Origin of the sequence: Salinicola halophyticus, assembly GCF_003206695.1 — a bacterium.
Classification (GTDB): Bacteria; Pseudomonadota; Gammaproteobacteria; order Pseudomonadales; family Halomonadaceae; genus Salinicola; species Salinicola halophyticus.
The window spans coordinates 38213-53266 of record NZ_PZJN01000018.1 but is presented as its reverse complement, the minus strand read 5'-3'; the positions used below and the strand labels follow the sequence as shown (position 1 = coordinate 53266).

At 62.6% G+C, this 15054-nt stretch carries 15 protein-coding genes; 10 read left to right on the top strand and 5 right to left on the bottom strand.

Features of this window, described 5'->3' with window-relative positions; genetic code table 11:
* Positions 1-347: 347 nt before the first annotated feature.
* Positions 348-1547: a tyrosine--tRNA ligase gene (tyrS, locus tag DOM58_RS17340; RefSeq protein WP_110693907.1), complete on the bottom strand. Its 1200-nt coding sequence runs from the start codon at positions 1545-1547 to the stop codon at positions 348-350.
* A 176-nt stretch (positions 1548-1723) separates the two neighbouring features.
* Between tyrS and DOM58_RS17335 the strand changes: the two genes are divergently transcribed.
* A complete protein-coding gene (locus tag DOM58_RS17335) occupies positions 1724-2839 on the top strand; it encodes an anhydro-N-acetylmuramic acid kinase (protein ID WP_110693906.1) in 1116 nt (371 codons plus the stop codon).
* A 55-nt stretch (positions 2840-2894) separates the two neighbouring features.
* Here the strand turns inward: DOM58_RS17335 and DOM58_RS17330 are convergent, their stop codons facing one another.
* Together DOM58_RS17330 and DOM58_RS17325 are read right to left on the bottom strand one after the other, a co-directional pair.
* A complete protein-coding gene (locus DOM58_RS17330) occupies positions 2895-4037 on the bottom strand; it encodes a PilT/PilU family type 4a pilus ATPase (protein WP_075561846.1) in 1143 nt (380 codons plus the stop codon).
* 34 nt (positions 4038-4071) lie between these two features.
* Complete coding sequence (locus DOM58_RS17325; protein WP_110693905.1) at positions 4072-5106, bottom strand: type IV pilus twitching motility protein PilT; 1035 nt, start codon at positions 5104-5106, stop codon at positions 4072-4074.
* Between the two features lie 40 nt (positions 5107-5146).
* Between DOM58_RS17325 and DOM58_RS17320 the strand changes: the two genes are divergently transcribed.
* From DOM58_RS17320 to metW, 5 genes are all read left to right on the top strand, one after another.
* Positions 5147-5857: a YggS family pyridoxal phosphate-dependent enzyme gene (locus DOM58_RS17320; RefSeq protein ID WP_110693904.1), complete on the top strand. Its 711-nt coding sequence runs from the start codon at positions 5147-5149 to the stop codon at positions 5855-5857.
* Between the two features lie 61 nt (positions 5858-5918).
* Complete coding sequence (gene proC, locus DOM58_RS17315) at positions 5919-6758, top strand: pyrroline-5-carboxylate reductase (protein ID WP_075561849.1); 840 nt, start codon at positions 5919-5921, stop codon at positions 6756-6758.
* 54 nt (positions 6759-6812) lie between these two features.
* Positions 6813-7403 (top strand): YggT family protein, encoded by a 591-nt coding sequence (locus tag DOM58_RS17310; RefSeq protein WP_075561850.1) that lies wholly within the window; start codon positions 6813-6815, stop codon positions 7401-7403.
* A 169-nt stretch (positions 7404-7572) separates the two neighbouring features.
* The gene (metX, locus tag DOM58_RS17305; RefSeq protein ID WP_075561851.1) at positions 7573-8730 is read left to right on the top strand and encodes a homoserine O-succinyltransferase MetX; all 1158 of its coding nucleotides are present in this window, start codon (positions 7573-7575) and stop codon (positions 8728-8730) included.
* Positions 8730-9326, top strand: coding sequence for a methionine biosynthesis protein MetW (gene metW, locus DOM58_RS17300; RefSeq protein ID WP_075561852.1), 597 nt, complete (start codon positions 8730-8732; stop codon positions 9324-9326). Before metX ends, metW begins: the two co-directional genes overlap by 1 nt.
* Here the strand turns inward: metW and sfsA are convergent.
* A complete protein-coding gene (gene sfsA / locus DOM58_RS17295; RefSeq protein WP_075561853.1) occupies positions 9323-10084 on the bottom strand; it encodes a DNA/RNA nuclease SfsA in 762 nt (253 codons plus the stop codon). The two genes, metW and sfsA, sit on opposite strands and share 4 nt — an antisense overlap.
* Positions 10085-10341: 257 nt before the next feature.
* Here sfsA and dksA point away from each other — a divergent pair, with 257 nt between their 5' ends.
* Complete coding sequence (dksA, locus tag DOM58_RS17290; RefSeq protein WP_075561854.1) at positions 10342-10779, top strand: RNA polymerase-binding protein DksA; 438 nt, start codon at positions 10342-10344, stop codon at positions 10777-10779.
* Positions 10780-10798: 19 nt separating this feature from the next.
* Here the strand turns inward: dksA and DOM58_RS17835 are convergent, their stop codons facing one another.
* Positions 10799-10930: a hypothetical protein gene (locus DOM58_RS17835; RefSeq protein WP_280951151.1), complete on the bottom strand. Its 132-nt coding sequence runs from the start codon at positions 10928-10930 to the stop codon at positions 10799-10801.
* On the opposite strand from DOM58_RS17835, the gene gluQRS reads away from it, so the two are divergent.
* From gluQRS to folK, 3 genes are all read left to right on the top strand, one after another.
* Positions 10929-11831: a tRNA glutamyl-Q(34) synthetase GluQRS gene (gene gluQRS, locus DOM58_RS17285; protein ID WP_110693903.1), complete on the top strand. Its 903-nt coding sequence runs from the start codon at positions 10929-10931 to the stop codon at positions 11829-11831. The two genes, DOM58_RS17835 and gluQRS, sit on opposite strands and share 2 nt — an antisense overlap.
* Positions 11832-12910: 1079 nt before the next feature.
* On the top strand, positions 12911-14344 hold the full coding sequence (gene pcnB / locus DOM58_RS17280) for a polynucleotide adenylyltransferase PcnB (protein ID WP_110693902.1): 1434 nt from the start codon (positions 12911-12913) through the stop codon (positions 14342-14344).
* Positions 14337-14834, top strand: coding sequence for a 2-amino-4-hydroxy-6-hydroxymethyldihydropteridine diphosphokinase (gene folK, locus DOM58_RS17275; protein ID WP_110693901.1), 498 nt, complete (start codon positions 14337-14339; stop codon positions 14832-14834). The genes pcnB and folK overlap by 8 nt, the downstream gene beginning before the upstream one ends.
* Positions 14835-15054 lie beyond the last annotated feature (220 nt).

Here is a 15054-nt window from a genome sequence, read left to right as displayed (position 1 = left end):
CTGCCTGGCGCCGTTACTGCTTGTCGGTGCCGATCCTTGAAGGACTGGGAAGCAATCTTACCGGCTTCACCGCCTTGCGTCAACTGATTTCTTCAATCAAATCAAACGCTTGGAATTATTCTCACCACCCCCGAAAACCTCTCTCGGCGGCAGCGGATGCGTACTTTACGGACCCGCCGCCGAGTTGGCAAGCCCTTCATGACAACTTTTTGACCGCCTGGATTTATGCGGACCCGCTGACGGCCTCGCCGCCCTTCCTCCAGAAACCCGAACGCCCGCGCGGGGCGGGCGTTTCAGCACTATTCATCGATTCGGTTCAACCTGTCAGCGATTTGGCTCAAGCTGACTTAGCCAAGCGTGACACGCGCGTAGCGCTTCTTGCCGGCCTGAATCACGTAGCTCTTTCCGGTGTCGAGCATTGCGCTCTTGGCTGCGACTTCGCCATCGACCCTGACTCGACCATTGTTGAGCATGTCCTTGGCCTGGGCACTATTACCAACCAGCCCTGCTCGGTTGAGTACCGCAGCGATCGGCGCCTGCGCTGCGCCTTCGAAATCGACCTCGACTTCCGGCAGATCGTCCGGCAGCTCTCCCTCCGCCAGCTGATTGCCTGCGGAGCGGTGCGCATTCGCTGCCGCTTCTTCGCCGTGGTAGCGCGTGATCAACTCTCTTGCCAAGGCCATCTTGATATCACGCGGATTCGCGCCTCCGTCTATCTCCTGGCGAATCGTTTCGATCTCTTCGTTGGATTTCAGCGACAACAGCTCGAAGTAGCGCCACATCAGGCCGTCCGGCATCGACACGATCTTATTGAACATCACACCCGGCGAATCGTCGACACCGATATAGTTGTTCAACGACTTCGACATTTTCTGCACACCGTCGAGACCCTCGAGCAGTGGCATGGTGATGACGACCTGCGGTTCCTGGCCAAAGTGCTTCTGAACTTCGCGCCCCATCAACAGGTTGAACTTCTGGTCGGTGCCGCCCAGCTCGATGTCCGCCTTCAGCGCCACCGAGTCGTAGCCCTGCACCAGCGGATAGAGAAACTCATGAATGGAGATCGACTGTCCGGCGCGATAACGTTTCTCGAAGTCGTCGCGTTCCAGCATGCGCGCCACGGTGGACTGCGCGGAAAGCTCGATCATGTCCGCCGCCGACATCCCGCCGAACCATTCGGCATTGAAGCGTACTTCGGTCTTGTCGGGATCGAGAATCTTGAAGACCTGTTCTCGATAGGTCTGGGCGTTGGCTTTGACCTCTTCCTCGGTGAGCGGTTTGCGCGTCACGTTCTTGCCGGTGGGATCCCCGATTCGGCCAGTGAAATCGCCGATCAAAAAGATCACCTCGTGGCCAAGATCCTGGAACTGGCGCATCTTGGTCAGCAACACGCTATGCCCCAGATGCAGATCGGGGGCCGTGGGGTCGAAGCCTGCCTTGATGCGGAGCTTGCGACCGGATTCGAGCTTTTTTACCAGCTCGTCTTCGATCAGAATCTCCTGCGTACCGCGCTTGATCAACGCCAGCGCCTCATCGACCTCGGCCATCGTATCCGTCTCCCTTACCAACGCTATCGAGCTTGAAAGGCGGCAATCTTAGCACGAGTCTTTGACCTCCGTTGAACCACGCCCCGGGCCCGGACCAGCGTGCTAACTTACGGATTCACGTCGCCGGCTCGCGCTAGCGATTTACGCTATCGATTTACAACAACGAGGGAGAATTCATGTCACTGTTCGTGGGCTTGATGTCCGGTACCAGCCTGGACGGCATCGATGCGGCAATGGTAGAGATCGCCGATGACATCGACCAACGCCCGCGGCTGATCGATGCCCTGTGCCTACCGCTGGGCGAGAAGCTCGGTAACGCCCTGCTCGAACTGACGCAGGCCTCGCGGGTGAGCTTTGGGGCACTGGGCGCCACCGAAAGCGCCTTCTGCGACCGCCAGGCCGAAGCCGTACGCCAGCTGCTGGCACGCCACGACCTGACGCCTGAAGCAATTACCGCCGTCGGCAGTCACGGACAGACCATCGAGCATGCCCCTTATGCCGATGCGCCCTTCACCTACCAACTCGACAACCCCAGCCGCCTGGCCGAGCTGACCGGATGCCAGGTTGTCGCCGACTTTCGCCGTCGCGACATGGCGGCCGGCGGCCAGGCCGCGCCGCTGGCGCCGATCTTCCACCAGGCGCTGTTCACCGATCCCGTCCGCACTCGGCTGGTTCTCAATCTGGGCGGTATCGCCAATCTGACGCGACTCGGCCCTGCAGATTCATCGCTACCGGTCGTCGGTTTCGACACCGGCCCGGCGAATCTCCTGATCGATGCCTGGCATGCTCGGCACCGAGGTGGGCCAATCGATAAAGACGGCGGCTGGGCCGCCAGCGGCAGCATCGATGAGCCTCTGCTCGAACGCCTGCTGGACGAGCCGTACTTTGCCTCCGCACCACCCAAGAGCACAGGTCGGGAGCAGTTCCATCTCGGCTGGGTGGAAAAGCGATTGCGCGGGGATGAAGTGCCGGCCAACGTTCAGGCCACATTGACGGAGCTGACCGCAGCCAGCGTGGCGCGTGCCGCGCGTGGGTTCATCGATGACGGCCATACCGATCTGATCGTCTGCGGCGGCGGGGCTCATAACCGCCATCTCATGCAGCGTTTGGCAACGCATCTGCCCGGCGTCGCATTGTTGCACTGCGAGGATTTTGGCTGGTCGGCCGACTGGCTGGAAGCCGGCGCCTTCGCCTGGCTGGCATGGCGGCGGATTCACCAACTGCCAGGCAACCTGCCGGAAGTGACCGGCGCCAGCGGCCCTCGCGTGCTGGGCGGCGTCTACGCGCCCTGACCGACCGCCGACCAAAGCTAACCTCAGGCTTGCTTCTCCTTCTAGGCCAGCTGACTCATTGTCGATCGGGGTCGTCGATCAACGAAAACCGGGCACCGTCGTCACCCCGATCTCCGGGACGCCGCCGCTCGCCATATCGAATCAGCATGCGCAGATCGTTGGCTGAATCGGCGTGGGCCAGTGCCAGCTCTTCGCCGATATCGCCACGCCGGAACAGCTCGTAAAGCGACTGGTCGAAGGTCTGCATGCCCTGCTCGCGGGAGCGCCGCATCAGATCCTTCAGTTCAGCCACCTCCCCGCGCCGGATGAGTTCGCTGATCAATGGCGACTTGAGCAGAATCTCGGTCGCCACACAGCGCCCGGTGCCGTCCAGACGTGGCAGCAGCCGCTGGGCGACCACGGCACGCAGGTTGAGCGAAAGATCCATCCACATCTGATCCTGACGCGACGGCGGAAACAGGCTGAGGATGCGCTCGATCGCCTGATCGGCGCTGTTGGCGTGAAGCGTCGCCAGGCATAGATGCCCGGTTTCGGCGAAGCTAAGCGCCAGCTCCATGGTATCGCGGCTGCGGATCTCGCCGATCATGATGACATCCGGGGCCTGGCGCAGCGCATTTCTCAACCCCACCTCGTAGGACTCGGTATCGATGCCCACTTCGCGCTGATTGATGATGCCGCGCTGATGCGGATGCATGTACTCGATCGGGTCTTCGATACAGATGATATGGCCGCCGACCGTGCGGTTGCGATGCTGGATCATCGATGCCAGCGTCGTCGACTTGCCGCTGCCGGTACCGCCCACCACCAGTACCAGCCCGCGCCGGATCGAGGCTAGCGTCGCCGTCACTTCCGGCAGTCCCAGCGACTCGAGATCGGGGATATCGAACGCGATGCGACGAACCACCATGGCCGGCTGGCTGCGCTGAAAGAAGGCGCTGACCCGAAAGCGCCCCTTGCCGCTCAGGCTCAGGGCGAAATTGGCCTCGTGCTCGACCTCGAACGACTCCCGGCGCCCCTGAGGCAAGGCGACGGCCACCAGCTCGCGGACCTGCTCCGGTTGTAGCGGCGCGTCGCCTAACGCTACCAGCTTGCCGTCAAGCTTCAGACAGGGCGGCGCGCCGGTGGAAATCAGCAGATCCGACGCCTGCTTGGCCAGCATGATGTCGAGTAATTGTTCAAACCATTGAGAGGGAGTCATGACATGTCCTGAAAACCGGAATCAGGGGCCCGATTCACTGATCGAGCCCGGCGCGCGATTTGGCGTGGGCTTCCTGGCGTGTCACCAAGCCTTCGGCCACCAGGTGGGATAACGCCGCGTCCAGCGTCTGCATTCCCAGGCTGCCGCCGGTCTGAATCGCCGAATACATCTGCGCGACCTTGCCCTCCCGAATCAGGTTGCGGATCGCCGACGTGGCCACCAGGATTTCGTGGGCGGCGATACGCCCACCGCCGTCGCGCTTGAGTAGTGTCTGAGAAATCACCGCCTGCAGAGACTCGGACAGCATCGAACGCACCATGCCTTTCTCGTCCCCCGGGAACACATCGATGATCCGGTCGATGGTCTTGGCCGCCGACGTCGTGTGCAGGGTACCAAACACCAGGTGGCCGGTCTCCGCTGCAGTCAGCGCCAGTCGAATGGTTTCCAGGTCGCGTAGCTCGCCCACCAGAATCACGTCCGGATCCTCGCGTAGCGCCGAACGCAGGGCGGGCGCGAACCCCTTGGTATCACGATGGACTTCGCGCTGATTGACCAGGCAGCGCTTGCTTTCGTGGACGAATTCGACCGGATCCTCGATGGTCAGAATATGTTCCTGGCGATTGCTGTTGATGTAGTCGATCATCGCCGCCAGCGTCGTCGACTTGCCGCTTCCGGTCGGCCCCGTGACCAGCACCAGGCCCCGCGGCAGCATCGCCAGGCGCCGGAACACATCGCCCAACCCGAGGTCGTCGAGCGTCAACACGGTGCTGGGAATGGTCCGAAACACGGCGCCCGCCCCGCGCCCTTGGGTGAAAGCGTTGACCCGAAACCGCGAAACTCCGGTAACCTCGAACGAAAAATCGGTTTCGAATACGGCCTCGAAATCACGGCGCTGACGATCGTTCATCACGTCGTAGATCAGACGACGCACCTGGCTGTCGTCCAGCGCCGGCACGTTGAGTCGGCGCATATCGCCGTCAACCCGTATCATGGGCGGCAATCCGGCCGAAAGGTGCAGATCTGAGGCGTCGTGCTTTGCCGAGAACGCCAGCAGTTCGGTAATATCCATGGGCTTTTATTCGCTCCCCTGCGTAAGGTCGCTAATCAGTATGGCAGAAGCATCGGTGTCCGAGTCCTTATCCCGTGCCCGCGAGCGCCTCGTAGCGGCGCTGTCTGCTGCCGGTCGTCCGGATGATGCCGCGCATCTGCTTGCTGTCAGCAAAACCAAGCCAGCGGACATGCTGCGCCAGGCCTATATCGCCGGTCAACGCGCGTTCGGCGAGAACTACCTGCAGGAAGCCCTGGACAAGCAGCAAGCACTGGCCGACCTCGACGATATCGAGTGGCATTTCATCGGCGCGCTGCAATCGAACAAGACTCGCGAGGTGGCCGAGCACTTCGATTGGGTGCATGGCGTCGACCGGGAGAAGATCGCGCGGCGGCTTTCCGAACAGCGTCCGGTCGAGCGAGGCTCCATCAATATCTGCCTGCAGCTCGATGTCAGCGGCGAAGCCAGCAAGGCGGGTGTCGAGCTGCAGGCGTTGCCGGCGCTTGCCGAGTCGGTTCTGGCGCTGCCCAATCTGCGTCTGCGCGGGCTGATGGCGCTACCCGCGCCCAGTGACGACCCCGAGCAACAGCGCCAGGCCTTCCGCCAGGTCGCTGATGCACTGGCAATGCTCCGAGAGCGTTTCCCCGAGGCGCCGCTGGACACGCTATCGATGGGCATGAGCGGCGACCTGGAAGCGGCCGTCGCGGAAGGCGCCACCATCGTGCGTCTCGGCACCGCCATTTTTGGCAGCCGACCGCCAGCCGGGAGTTGACCTTACCGATGCCTTGCCCTTTTCGCCGCCGGACCCCCGAACGTTTCCATAGGACTCAGCCATGACCGACTCGCCTCAGGCCAGCCGTATCGTCTTTATCGGTGCCGGCAACATGGCCAGTGCCATCTTCGGCGGCATGCTCGACAGCGGTTATCCCGCCGAGGCCATCGTCGCCACGTCGCGCAGCCAGGAGAAGCGCGATGACATCAGCCAACGCTACGGCATCCGCACGATGCAGGATAATCTGGCCGCCGTGCAGGAGGCGGACGTCGTGATTCTGGCGGTCAAGCCACAGATGATGCGCGACCTGTGCCTGTCGCTGAGAGAGGCCGTTCAGGTACGCCGCCCGCTGGTCGTCTCGGTGGCGGCCGGGCTCGATGCCGCGACGCTGGATGGCTGGCTGGGCGGCGGTCTGGCTCTGATTCGCTGCATGCCCAATACGCCTTCGCTGGTCGGCGCCGGCGTCAGCGGTCTCTATGCCAACGATCGCGTCAGCGATGGCGAGCGCCAGCTTGTCACCGAACTTCTGACCTCGGTAGGCCTGGTCGAATGGGTCGATCAGGAAACCCAGATCGAAGCGGTCACGGCCATTTCGGGCAGCGGCCCGGCCTACTTCTTTCTATTCATGGAGTCGCTGGAGGCCGCCGGTATCGAACTGGGCCTGCCGGCGGAAAGCGCCCGCCGCCTGGCATTGCAGACCGCCTTCGGGGCCGCCAAGATGGCGCGGGAGAGCGAGTTCGACCCTGCCGAGCTACGCCGTCGCGTCACCTCTCCCAATGGCACCACCGAGCGGGCCATCAACGCTTTCGAGGAAGCGGGCCTGAGGGATATCGTGGGCCGCGCGACACAGGCCTGCGCCGAACGCGCCCGCGAACTGTCTCGTGAATTGTCACGCGAATGAAACCAAGATCGAACCCAGTCGGACTGGAACCCGCCGAATCACTAGGAGAACGTAATGGGCAGTAATCTCGGAAGCGCCGGCTTGATGCTGGTCAACACGCTAGTCAACGTCTATTTGTTTGTGTTGATGCTGCGCTTTTTGCTGCAATTCTCGCAGGCGGACTTCTACAACCCTCTGAGTCAGGGAATCGTCAAGGCGACCCAGCCGGTGGTCGCGCCGGTACAGAAAATCCTGCGCCCGGTCGGCCGGATCGATATCGCCACCCTGTTCGTGGGGTTTCTGCTGAAAGTGCTCGTGATCATCGCGATCTTCCAGATCGCCGGCTTCGGCATGCCGCCGCTTCAGGGGCTGCTGCTGGCCGGTATCGCCGGTGTTCTCAACGCGATTCTCAAGATCTACTTTTTCGCCCTGATCATCATGATCATCCTGAGCTGGGTGGCACCTCGAGCCAGCCATCCGGGGGCGCTGCTGGTCATGCAGATCGTCGAACCGATCATGGCGCCGGTGCGCCGTGTGATCCCGCCGCTGGGCATGATCGATCTCTCGCCGATCGTGGTGTTCATCATCATCAACCTGCTCGACAGCGTCGTGGTGGGTTCGCTTGCCCGCGCTGCCGGCTTGCCGGGTGCGCTGATCGGTTTCTGAATCGTCGCGATCGCGGCCCCGTGGCTGTTGCGGCGTCAACTGCCGCAGCGCCATCAGGGCCGCGGTTCCATCGCCATGGCGGCGCCGTGATTGCCACGGCGGCGCTCGGGCGCACCCGAGAACGTCCTTGGCGGCGTGCCCCTGCTGAACCTGGAGATTACCCCGCTTCATGTCCGCTTCCTTCCCGTCCGATTCGGTCGGCGTGGTCACACCGCAAATCGCGACGTTCGAGTCGCCGCTGGCGCTGGCCTGCGGCAAGACCCTAGAGCGCTTCGAACTGGTCTACGAGACCTACGGTACGCTGAATGCCGAGCGCAGCAATGCGGTGCTGATCTGCCATGCCCTGTCGGGCCATCACCATGCCGCGGGTTATCACACGGCCGATGAGCGCAAACCCGGCTGGTGGGACGCCTACATCGGTCCCGGCAAGGTGATCGACACCGATCGCTTCTTCGTCATTTCGCTCAATAACCTGGGCGGCTGCCACGGCAGCACCGGCCCCGCCAGCCTCAATCCGCAGACCGGCCACCAATGGGGCCCGACCTTCCCGGTCATGACCGTGGCGGACTGGGTTCACAGCCAGGCTCGCCTGGCCGATCAGCTGGGCATCGAACGCTTCGCCGCCGTGGTCGGCGGCAGTCTGGGCGGCATGCAGGCGATGCAGTGGACGATTGCCTATCCGGAGCGTGTCGCCAACGTCGCGGTCATCGCCGCCACTCCGCGTCTATCGGCGCAAAACATCGCCTTCAACGAGGTGGCGCGTCAGGCAATCCGTTCGGATCCGGATTTCCACGACGGCTGGTATGCCGACCACGAGGCGATCCCCAAGCTCGGCTTGAAGCTGGCCAGGATGATCGGCCATATCACCTATCTGTCGGAACACTCGATGGGGTCGCGCTTCGGCCGCGACCTGCGCAGCGATCAGCTGAACTTCGGCTACGACGTCGAATTCCAGGTCGAATCCTATCTGCGCCATCAGGGCGATACGTTCTCGACCCGCTTCGATGCCAATACCTATCTGTTGATGACCAAGGCGCTGGATTACTTCGATCCCGCCGGACAGCACGGCGGTGATCTGGCCGCGGCGCTGGCCCCGGTGGCCTGCCCTTATCTGGTGGTCAGCTTCACGACCGACTGGCGTTTCGCCCCGGCACGCTCGCGGGAGCTGGTCAGAGCGCTACTGCGCGCCGGCAAGTCGGTCAGCTATATCAACGTCGACTCGCCCCACGGCCACGACGCCTTTCTGTTGCCCAACGAGCAATATGAAGCCGTATTCGGCAGCTACATGCGGCGCATCCACGCCGATATCACCGGGGAGACAGCCTGATGCGCGCGGATCTCGAACTGATCTACGACTGGATTCCCGAGCATGCCCGTATTCTCGACCTCGGCTGCGGCGATGGCACGCTGCTGGCGGCACTGGCGCGCCACAAGAATGTCACCGGCTACGGCCTCGAGATCGATCCCGACGGCATCGCCGCCTGCCTCGGCCAGGGCGTCAACGTGCTCGAACAGAACCTCGATGACGGGCTCGGCAACTTCGTCGACGATGCCTGCGATCTGGTGATCATGACCCAGGCGCTGCAGGTGTTGCGCCGCCCCGACGCCATGCTCGACGAGATGCTGCGCGTAGCGCCGGAGTGCATCATCGCCTTCCCCAACTTCGCCTACTGGAAGCACCGCCTGCACCTGACGTTCCGCGGTCGCATGCCGGTGTCACGCTCGCTACCGCACGCCTGGTACGACACCCCCAACATTCACCTGTCGACGTTTCAGGACTTCGCCCAGCTGTGCCGCGACAAGGGCGTCACCATCGTCGACGAGGCGGTCGGTAGCGCCGATCACGAAGGCCACTGGACCTCCCGCTGGTGGCCCAACCTGTTCGGTGAAACCGCGATATTCCGGGTTCGCCGCGGACGTTAGCCCTGGGCTTCATCCGAGGATGACCAGCGGCGTTCGATATCCACGTCCAGCTGGCGATCCAGCGTGATCGCCACGGGCCGGTCCGGCGCGAGAGTCACGCGGCAGCCGTAGGCCACTATCTCCACGCCACGCTCGGCCACCGCCTGCAGTGTCCGCGCATAGGCCGGATCGAGATGCGCCGCGGGTGCCACGTCATCGATGCCGGTATGCGCCGCGCAGAACAGCAGCACGCTGCGCTGCCCCCGGTCGGCGAGATCGGCGAGCACATCGAGATGGCGTCGGCCCCGCTCGCTGACGGAGTCGGGGAAATAGCCGTGCCCATCGTTTTCCTTGAGCGTGACCTGTTTGACCTCGACGAACGTGTCGCTTCCTTGCGCGTCTCTCAAGCGGAAATCGAGCCTGGCGCCCTCGACGTTGACCTCCCGCTTGAGCTCGGCGAAACCCGCCAGCTCGGGAATGACGCCCGCGAGCAGGGCTTCCTCGACCAAGGCGTTGGCCCGCCCGGTGTGCACCGAGACCCGATCGACACCTCCCTTTCCGTCTGGCAGTTCGATCAGCTCCCAGGTCCAGCCGAGCTTGCGCGACGGGTTGGTGCTCGGTGAAAGCCAGACCCGGCAACCGGGCGCGTTGACGGCTCGCATCGAGCCGGTATTGGGGCAATGGGCCACGACTTCGCGACCATCCTCGAGCTCGATATCGGCCAGGAAACGTTTATAGCGTCGCAGCAGAATGCCGGGGACGAGAACGGGATAATTCATGCAGTGCCGATCCGTTGAGCGGGAAGTGGGATAGAGACGCGATGCCAACGGTGCGGGCCCGCGCCATGGCGGCCCGATCCACTGTCGATCCGCCGATGACGCGAACGCAAGATGAGAAAAATAAAGTGCCCGTCGGGTTGCAATGCGGCAACTTTTTCGCTAAATAAGCATGGCTTCGGGCAGTGGCAGTCGCTGCCCACGGCCGATACCCGGCCAGATGACACGCGTCACGACACTTGCGTAACGAGGCAGCCCCCATGCCAGTAGCGGAAAAGAAAGCGGAAGCGCCCAGTCAATTCACCCCGTACCAGTCGGCGCCGGGTGAAGAGTATATGAATGAAAAGCAACTTGCGCACTTCCGTGAGATCCTGATGGGCTGGAAGCAGGATCTGATGGAAGAGGTCGACCGCACGGTTCGCCATCTGCAGGAAGAGGCCAACAACTTCGCCGACCCTGCCGATCGCGCCACGCAGGAAGAGGGGTTCAGTCTGGAACTGCGCACCCGTGATCGCGAGCGCAAGCTGCTCAAGAAGATCAACGAAACGATCGAGAAGATCGACGAAGATGACTACGGCTTCTGCGAAGCCTGCGGCGTCGAAATCGGCATTCGCCGTCTCGAAGCCCGCCCCACGGCCACGCTGTGCGTGGACTGCAAGACACTGGCCGAGCTCAAGGAGAAGCAGCTCGGCGGCTGAGCGACCTCGATGGCGGTCGTCACACGGCGGGCACCTTCAGCGGTGCCCGTTTTGCGTTCTGCAGGGCCATATTCAGAGCCATTCTCCGTGCGCCGCGCCAGCGGTTTCCCGCCATCAGCATCGCCATGCGTCGAATCACGAGCCATGCCATGACCGTTCCCCTCGCGTCGACTCCCAACTATATCGGCCGCTTCGCCCCCACTCCCTCGGGCCCTCTCCACATGGGTTCGCTGGTGGCGGCGGTAGGCAGCTGGCTGGACGCTCGAGCCGTCGGCGGCCGGTGGCTGCTGCGACTCGAGGATATCGACCCGCCGCGCTGCCCGCCGGGCGCCGCCGACCAGATCCAGCGTCAGCTGGAAGCCTTCGGCCTGACCTGGGACGGAGAGATTCGCTACCAGAGCGAGCGCAACGACGCCTATCAGGCCGCGCTGGATCAGCTGATCGTTGCCGGCATGGCTTATCCCTGTGGCTGTTCACGTCGGGAGTGGCAGCATGAGGGGCACTACCCTGGCTGGTGCCGGCAAGGCCCGCGACATCCTGCACGGGCGCAAGCCTGGCGCCTGCGTACCGACAGAGGCATCCAGCCCGTAACGTGGCAGGACCGGCTGTTCGGCCACCAGTGCCTCGATCCGACTCGCCAGGGCGATGTGGTCATCAAACGCAAGGAAGGACTCTGGGCGTATCAGTTGGCCGTGGTGGTCGATGATGCGGACCAGAATGTCACCGACATCGTCCGCGGTTTTGATCTGCTCGATAACACGCCATGGCAGCGCCAGCTCCAGGTCGCGCTCGGCTATCCAGAACCGCGCTATCTGCATCTCCCGCTGATTCTGGGCGACGACGGTCAGAAGCTCTCCAAACAGAACCTCGCGACCGCCATCCCCGATGATGGCGAACTCGCTCGGCCGCTGCTTCATCAAGCGTTGCAGCTGCTCGATCAGCGCCCCCCTCGCACACTACGCCTGGCGCCGGTTGCCGATCAGCTCGCCCACGCCTGCCGAAACTGGTCGCCGGACTCGATGAGCGCAACCTCCGGCCGGGCTCAAGACTGAAACGGCGCGGCAACAACCCGTTCGGAATCTCGCCCTCGCTATGCGACATCTCCTTTTCACCTTGCCCCGAGGCAGACGAAGCCGAGTGAGCCAATGGCTCGAGAGCGCTTTTCCCGCTCGGCGGAAAGCCCCTCGCCCATTCGGCTGAAGACTATTGTCTAAGCGCAACCTGCGCCGTTTTGCGTCACCCTGTCGCCATCGCACGGGGTGCACCACAAGCATGCATCGAAGGCTCCGCATGCCCCGTCATGAATCAGCACAATCGGCCACACCAGGAACCAGAGCGAACCTGGCACAACGAAAAAACCGTATCTATTTGTATTTTATTTAAAAAATATGGAGTGGCACGGCAAGTGCAGTAACTAAGACAAGAAAAACAACAGCGGGCGCCGATCAATCCCCAATAACAATCCTCGATCGGATGACCCCTAAGTGCCGACACAATCACAATATGGCACTCAACCTGGAAGGCAGATCGTCAACGGCCCCACAATAAAAATCTTGGCCGAAGGCACGAACGAGAGCGCGAACAACAACAATCGTTCTCGAGCCGAAGCAAAATCAGGACGCGACGCTCTTCATCGACGGGGCAACAATAACAAGCCTCCCCGAGGTCTGAAGACTTCTCGGAACAACGACAACAACCGAGAAAGGGCATTGCCTGTCGTGGTTGGATTATTGTTTTGAATACGAGGTGGTCGCTACACAGCAAGGCTGACAATGACAAGCCAAAAGCTGTAATCGCCGTTAGCGACTGTGTTGCGTATTCAAGGCGATGCGCCATCACGAACAAAAAGAAGCGGCATGGACGTTGCGAAGCATCTTTAGAGGGGAGGCCTACCGGGTCTCCCCTTTTACTATGGCCACTATTCACTATGGCCACTGCGTACTATGGCAACTGAGTACGGCCACCTGTGGCACTCCCGGTCTCGCGATGACGCCGATATCCGGGCTTGTTTAAGCCCCAAACCCGCATCCGCCATACCCTTTTCCGCTTCCCCGTCATGACCGTTGCCTTTGCAAGGCTTCGGGGCTCCGCTACACTGGAGTTTTGCTACCTCGCGAGTCGACTTCGCCGCATGTTCAAAGGATTTTCCCGTTTTCTCCAGCGCCCCGGTGAGCGTTTGAAGACCCTCTTCAACCCGGAATCCGCACAGGCTGGCGAAGACGCAACGCCTACCCGAAAAGTCCTGCCTCGCGACGAACACAACGTCTCGCGCCAGAATCTCAGTGAAAGTGCACTCAAGGTACTGTATCGACTGAACGGTGCCGGCTATGACGCCTATCTGGTCGGCGGCTGCATTCGCGACTCGCTGTTGGGTAATCGGCCCAAGGATTTCGATGTCGCCACCAACGCCACCCCCGATGAAGTGCGCCAGCTGTTCCGCAACTCTCGCATCATCGGCCGCCGGTTTCGTATCGTCCACGTGCGCTTCGGACGTGAGGTCATCGAGGTAACGACCTTCCGTGGGCGTCACGGCGAGGAGCACGCCGGCAATGTGAGCCAGCAGTCCGACGACGGCCTGCTGCTTCGCGACAACGTCTGGGGCAGCGTCGAAGAAGATGCGATTCGTCGCGACTTCACCGTCAATGCGCTCTACTACAGCGTCACCGACTTCGCCATTCACGACTGGACCGGCGGCCTCCAGGATCTCGATGATCGCGTTCTGCGGATGATCGGCGATCCGGAAACCCGTTACCGAGAGGACCCGGTTCGCATGCTGCGCGCCGCACGCTTTGCCGCCAAGCTCGACTTCCGGATCGCTCCAGAGACCGAAGCACCGATTCGTGAACTGGCACCGCTCCTTTTGCAGATTCCGCCGGCGAGACTGTTCGAGGAAGTGCTCAAGCTGTTTCTCTCCGGTCACGCCCTGCAAAGCTTTCGCGTGCTTCGCGAACGCGGACTGTTCGCCATGCTGTTCCCCGAGAGCGACGAAGCCCTCAACGAGCAGCCGTGGGCGGTCAAGCTCGTCGAGCAGGCGCTGGCCAATACCGATGCGCGAATCGCCCAGGAGCGTCCGGTGACGCCCGCGTTCCTGTTTGGCGCCCTGCTATGGCCTTGCGTCCAGCAACGCACGCCGCGCATCGCCCACGAGCAGGATCTGCCGGAGATTCCGGCACAGCAGGCGGCGGCGCAGCAGGTCATCAGTCGCCAGTTGCAGCACACCTCGATTCCCAAACGCTTCAGCATGCCGATGCGTGACATCTGGGAGCTGCAGCAGCAGCTACCCCGTCGTCGCGGCCGCCGGGTTTTTCAGACGTTGGAGCACCCGCGTTTTCGTGCGGCGTACGATTTCCTGCTGCTGCGAGAGGAATCCGGTGAATTGACGCCGGGCCTCGGTGAATGGTGGACCGAATTTCAGAAAGCCGACGACGACGGCCAGCGTCAACTGATGGCGGATGCCGATGGCGGTCCTCCTGCCGACGGCCCGAACGGCAAGCCTCGTCGACGACGCCCGCGCAAGCGCCGGCGCCCGACCAACAAGCCGACTCCCCCGACGCTGGATGACTGAACGCCAGCCTGCGGCCCTGGCCTATATCGGCCTGGGCAGCAACCTCGATGCACCACGCGATCAGCTCGAGCGAGCGCTGGCGACGCTGGCATCGCTACCGTTGAGCGAATGCGTCGCCTGCTCGTCGCTCTATTCGAGTTCCCCGGTCGGCCCTCAGGATCAGCCAGACTTCATCAACGCCGTCGCTGCCATTCTCACCCGCCTCTCGCCATTGGCACTGCTCGATCAACTGCAGGCGCTTGAGCAACATCATCGGCGGGTGCGCGATCGTCATTGGGGCCCGCGAACGCTGGATCTGGATCTGCTGTGGTACGACGGTCGCTCCCACCGCTCTCCACGCCTGACGCTCCCCCATCCTGAAATATCCCGCCGCCGGTTCGTGCTCGAACCGCTGGCCGAAATCGCTCCGATGCTGACTCTGGACGGCGAGCTGCCACTGACACTGGCAGGCAGGCTCGAGGACCAGGCGCTGTCCCGGCTGGGAGAGTGACTCCGGCGTAACGGCATCTCGCGTGCCGGCCATGGGAAAGGGACCGGGCATGGGAAAGGACCGGGTATGAGAAAGGACCGGGCATGCCGCCAACGTCGAGTTGCGTCTTGTCGACAACCCATTACACTCTGCTCCGCATCGTCTCTTCGGGGGCGACAAACCGGCGTCCGTCGCCCTGCCGCGTCGGGTCCATCGTCGGCGTCTGCGAGCGAGGCTCGCT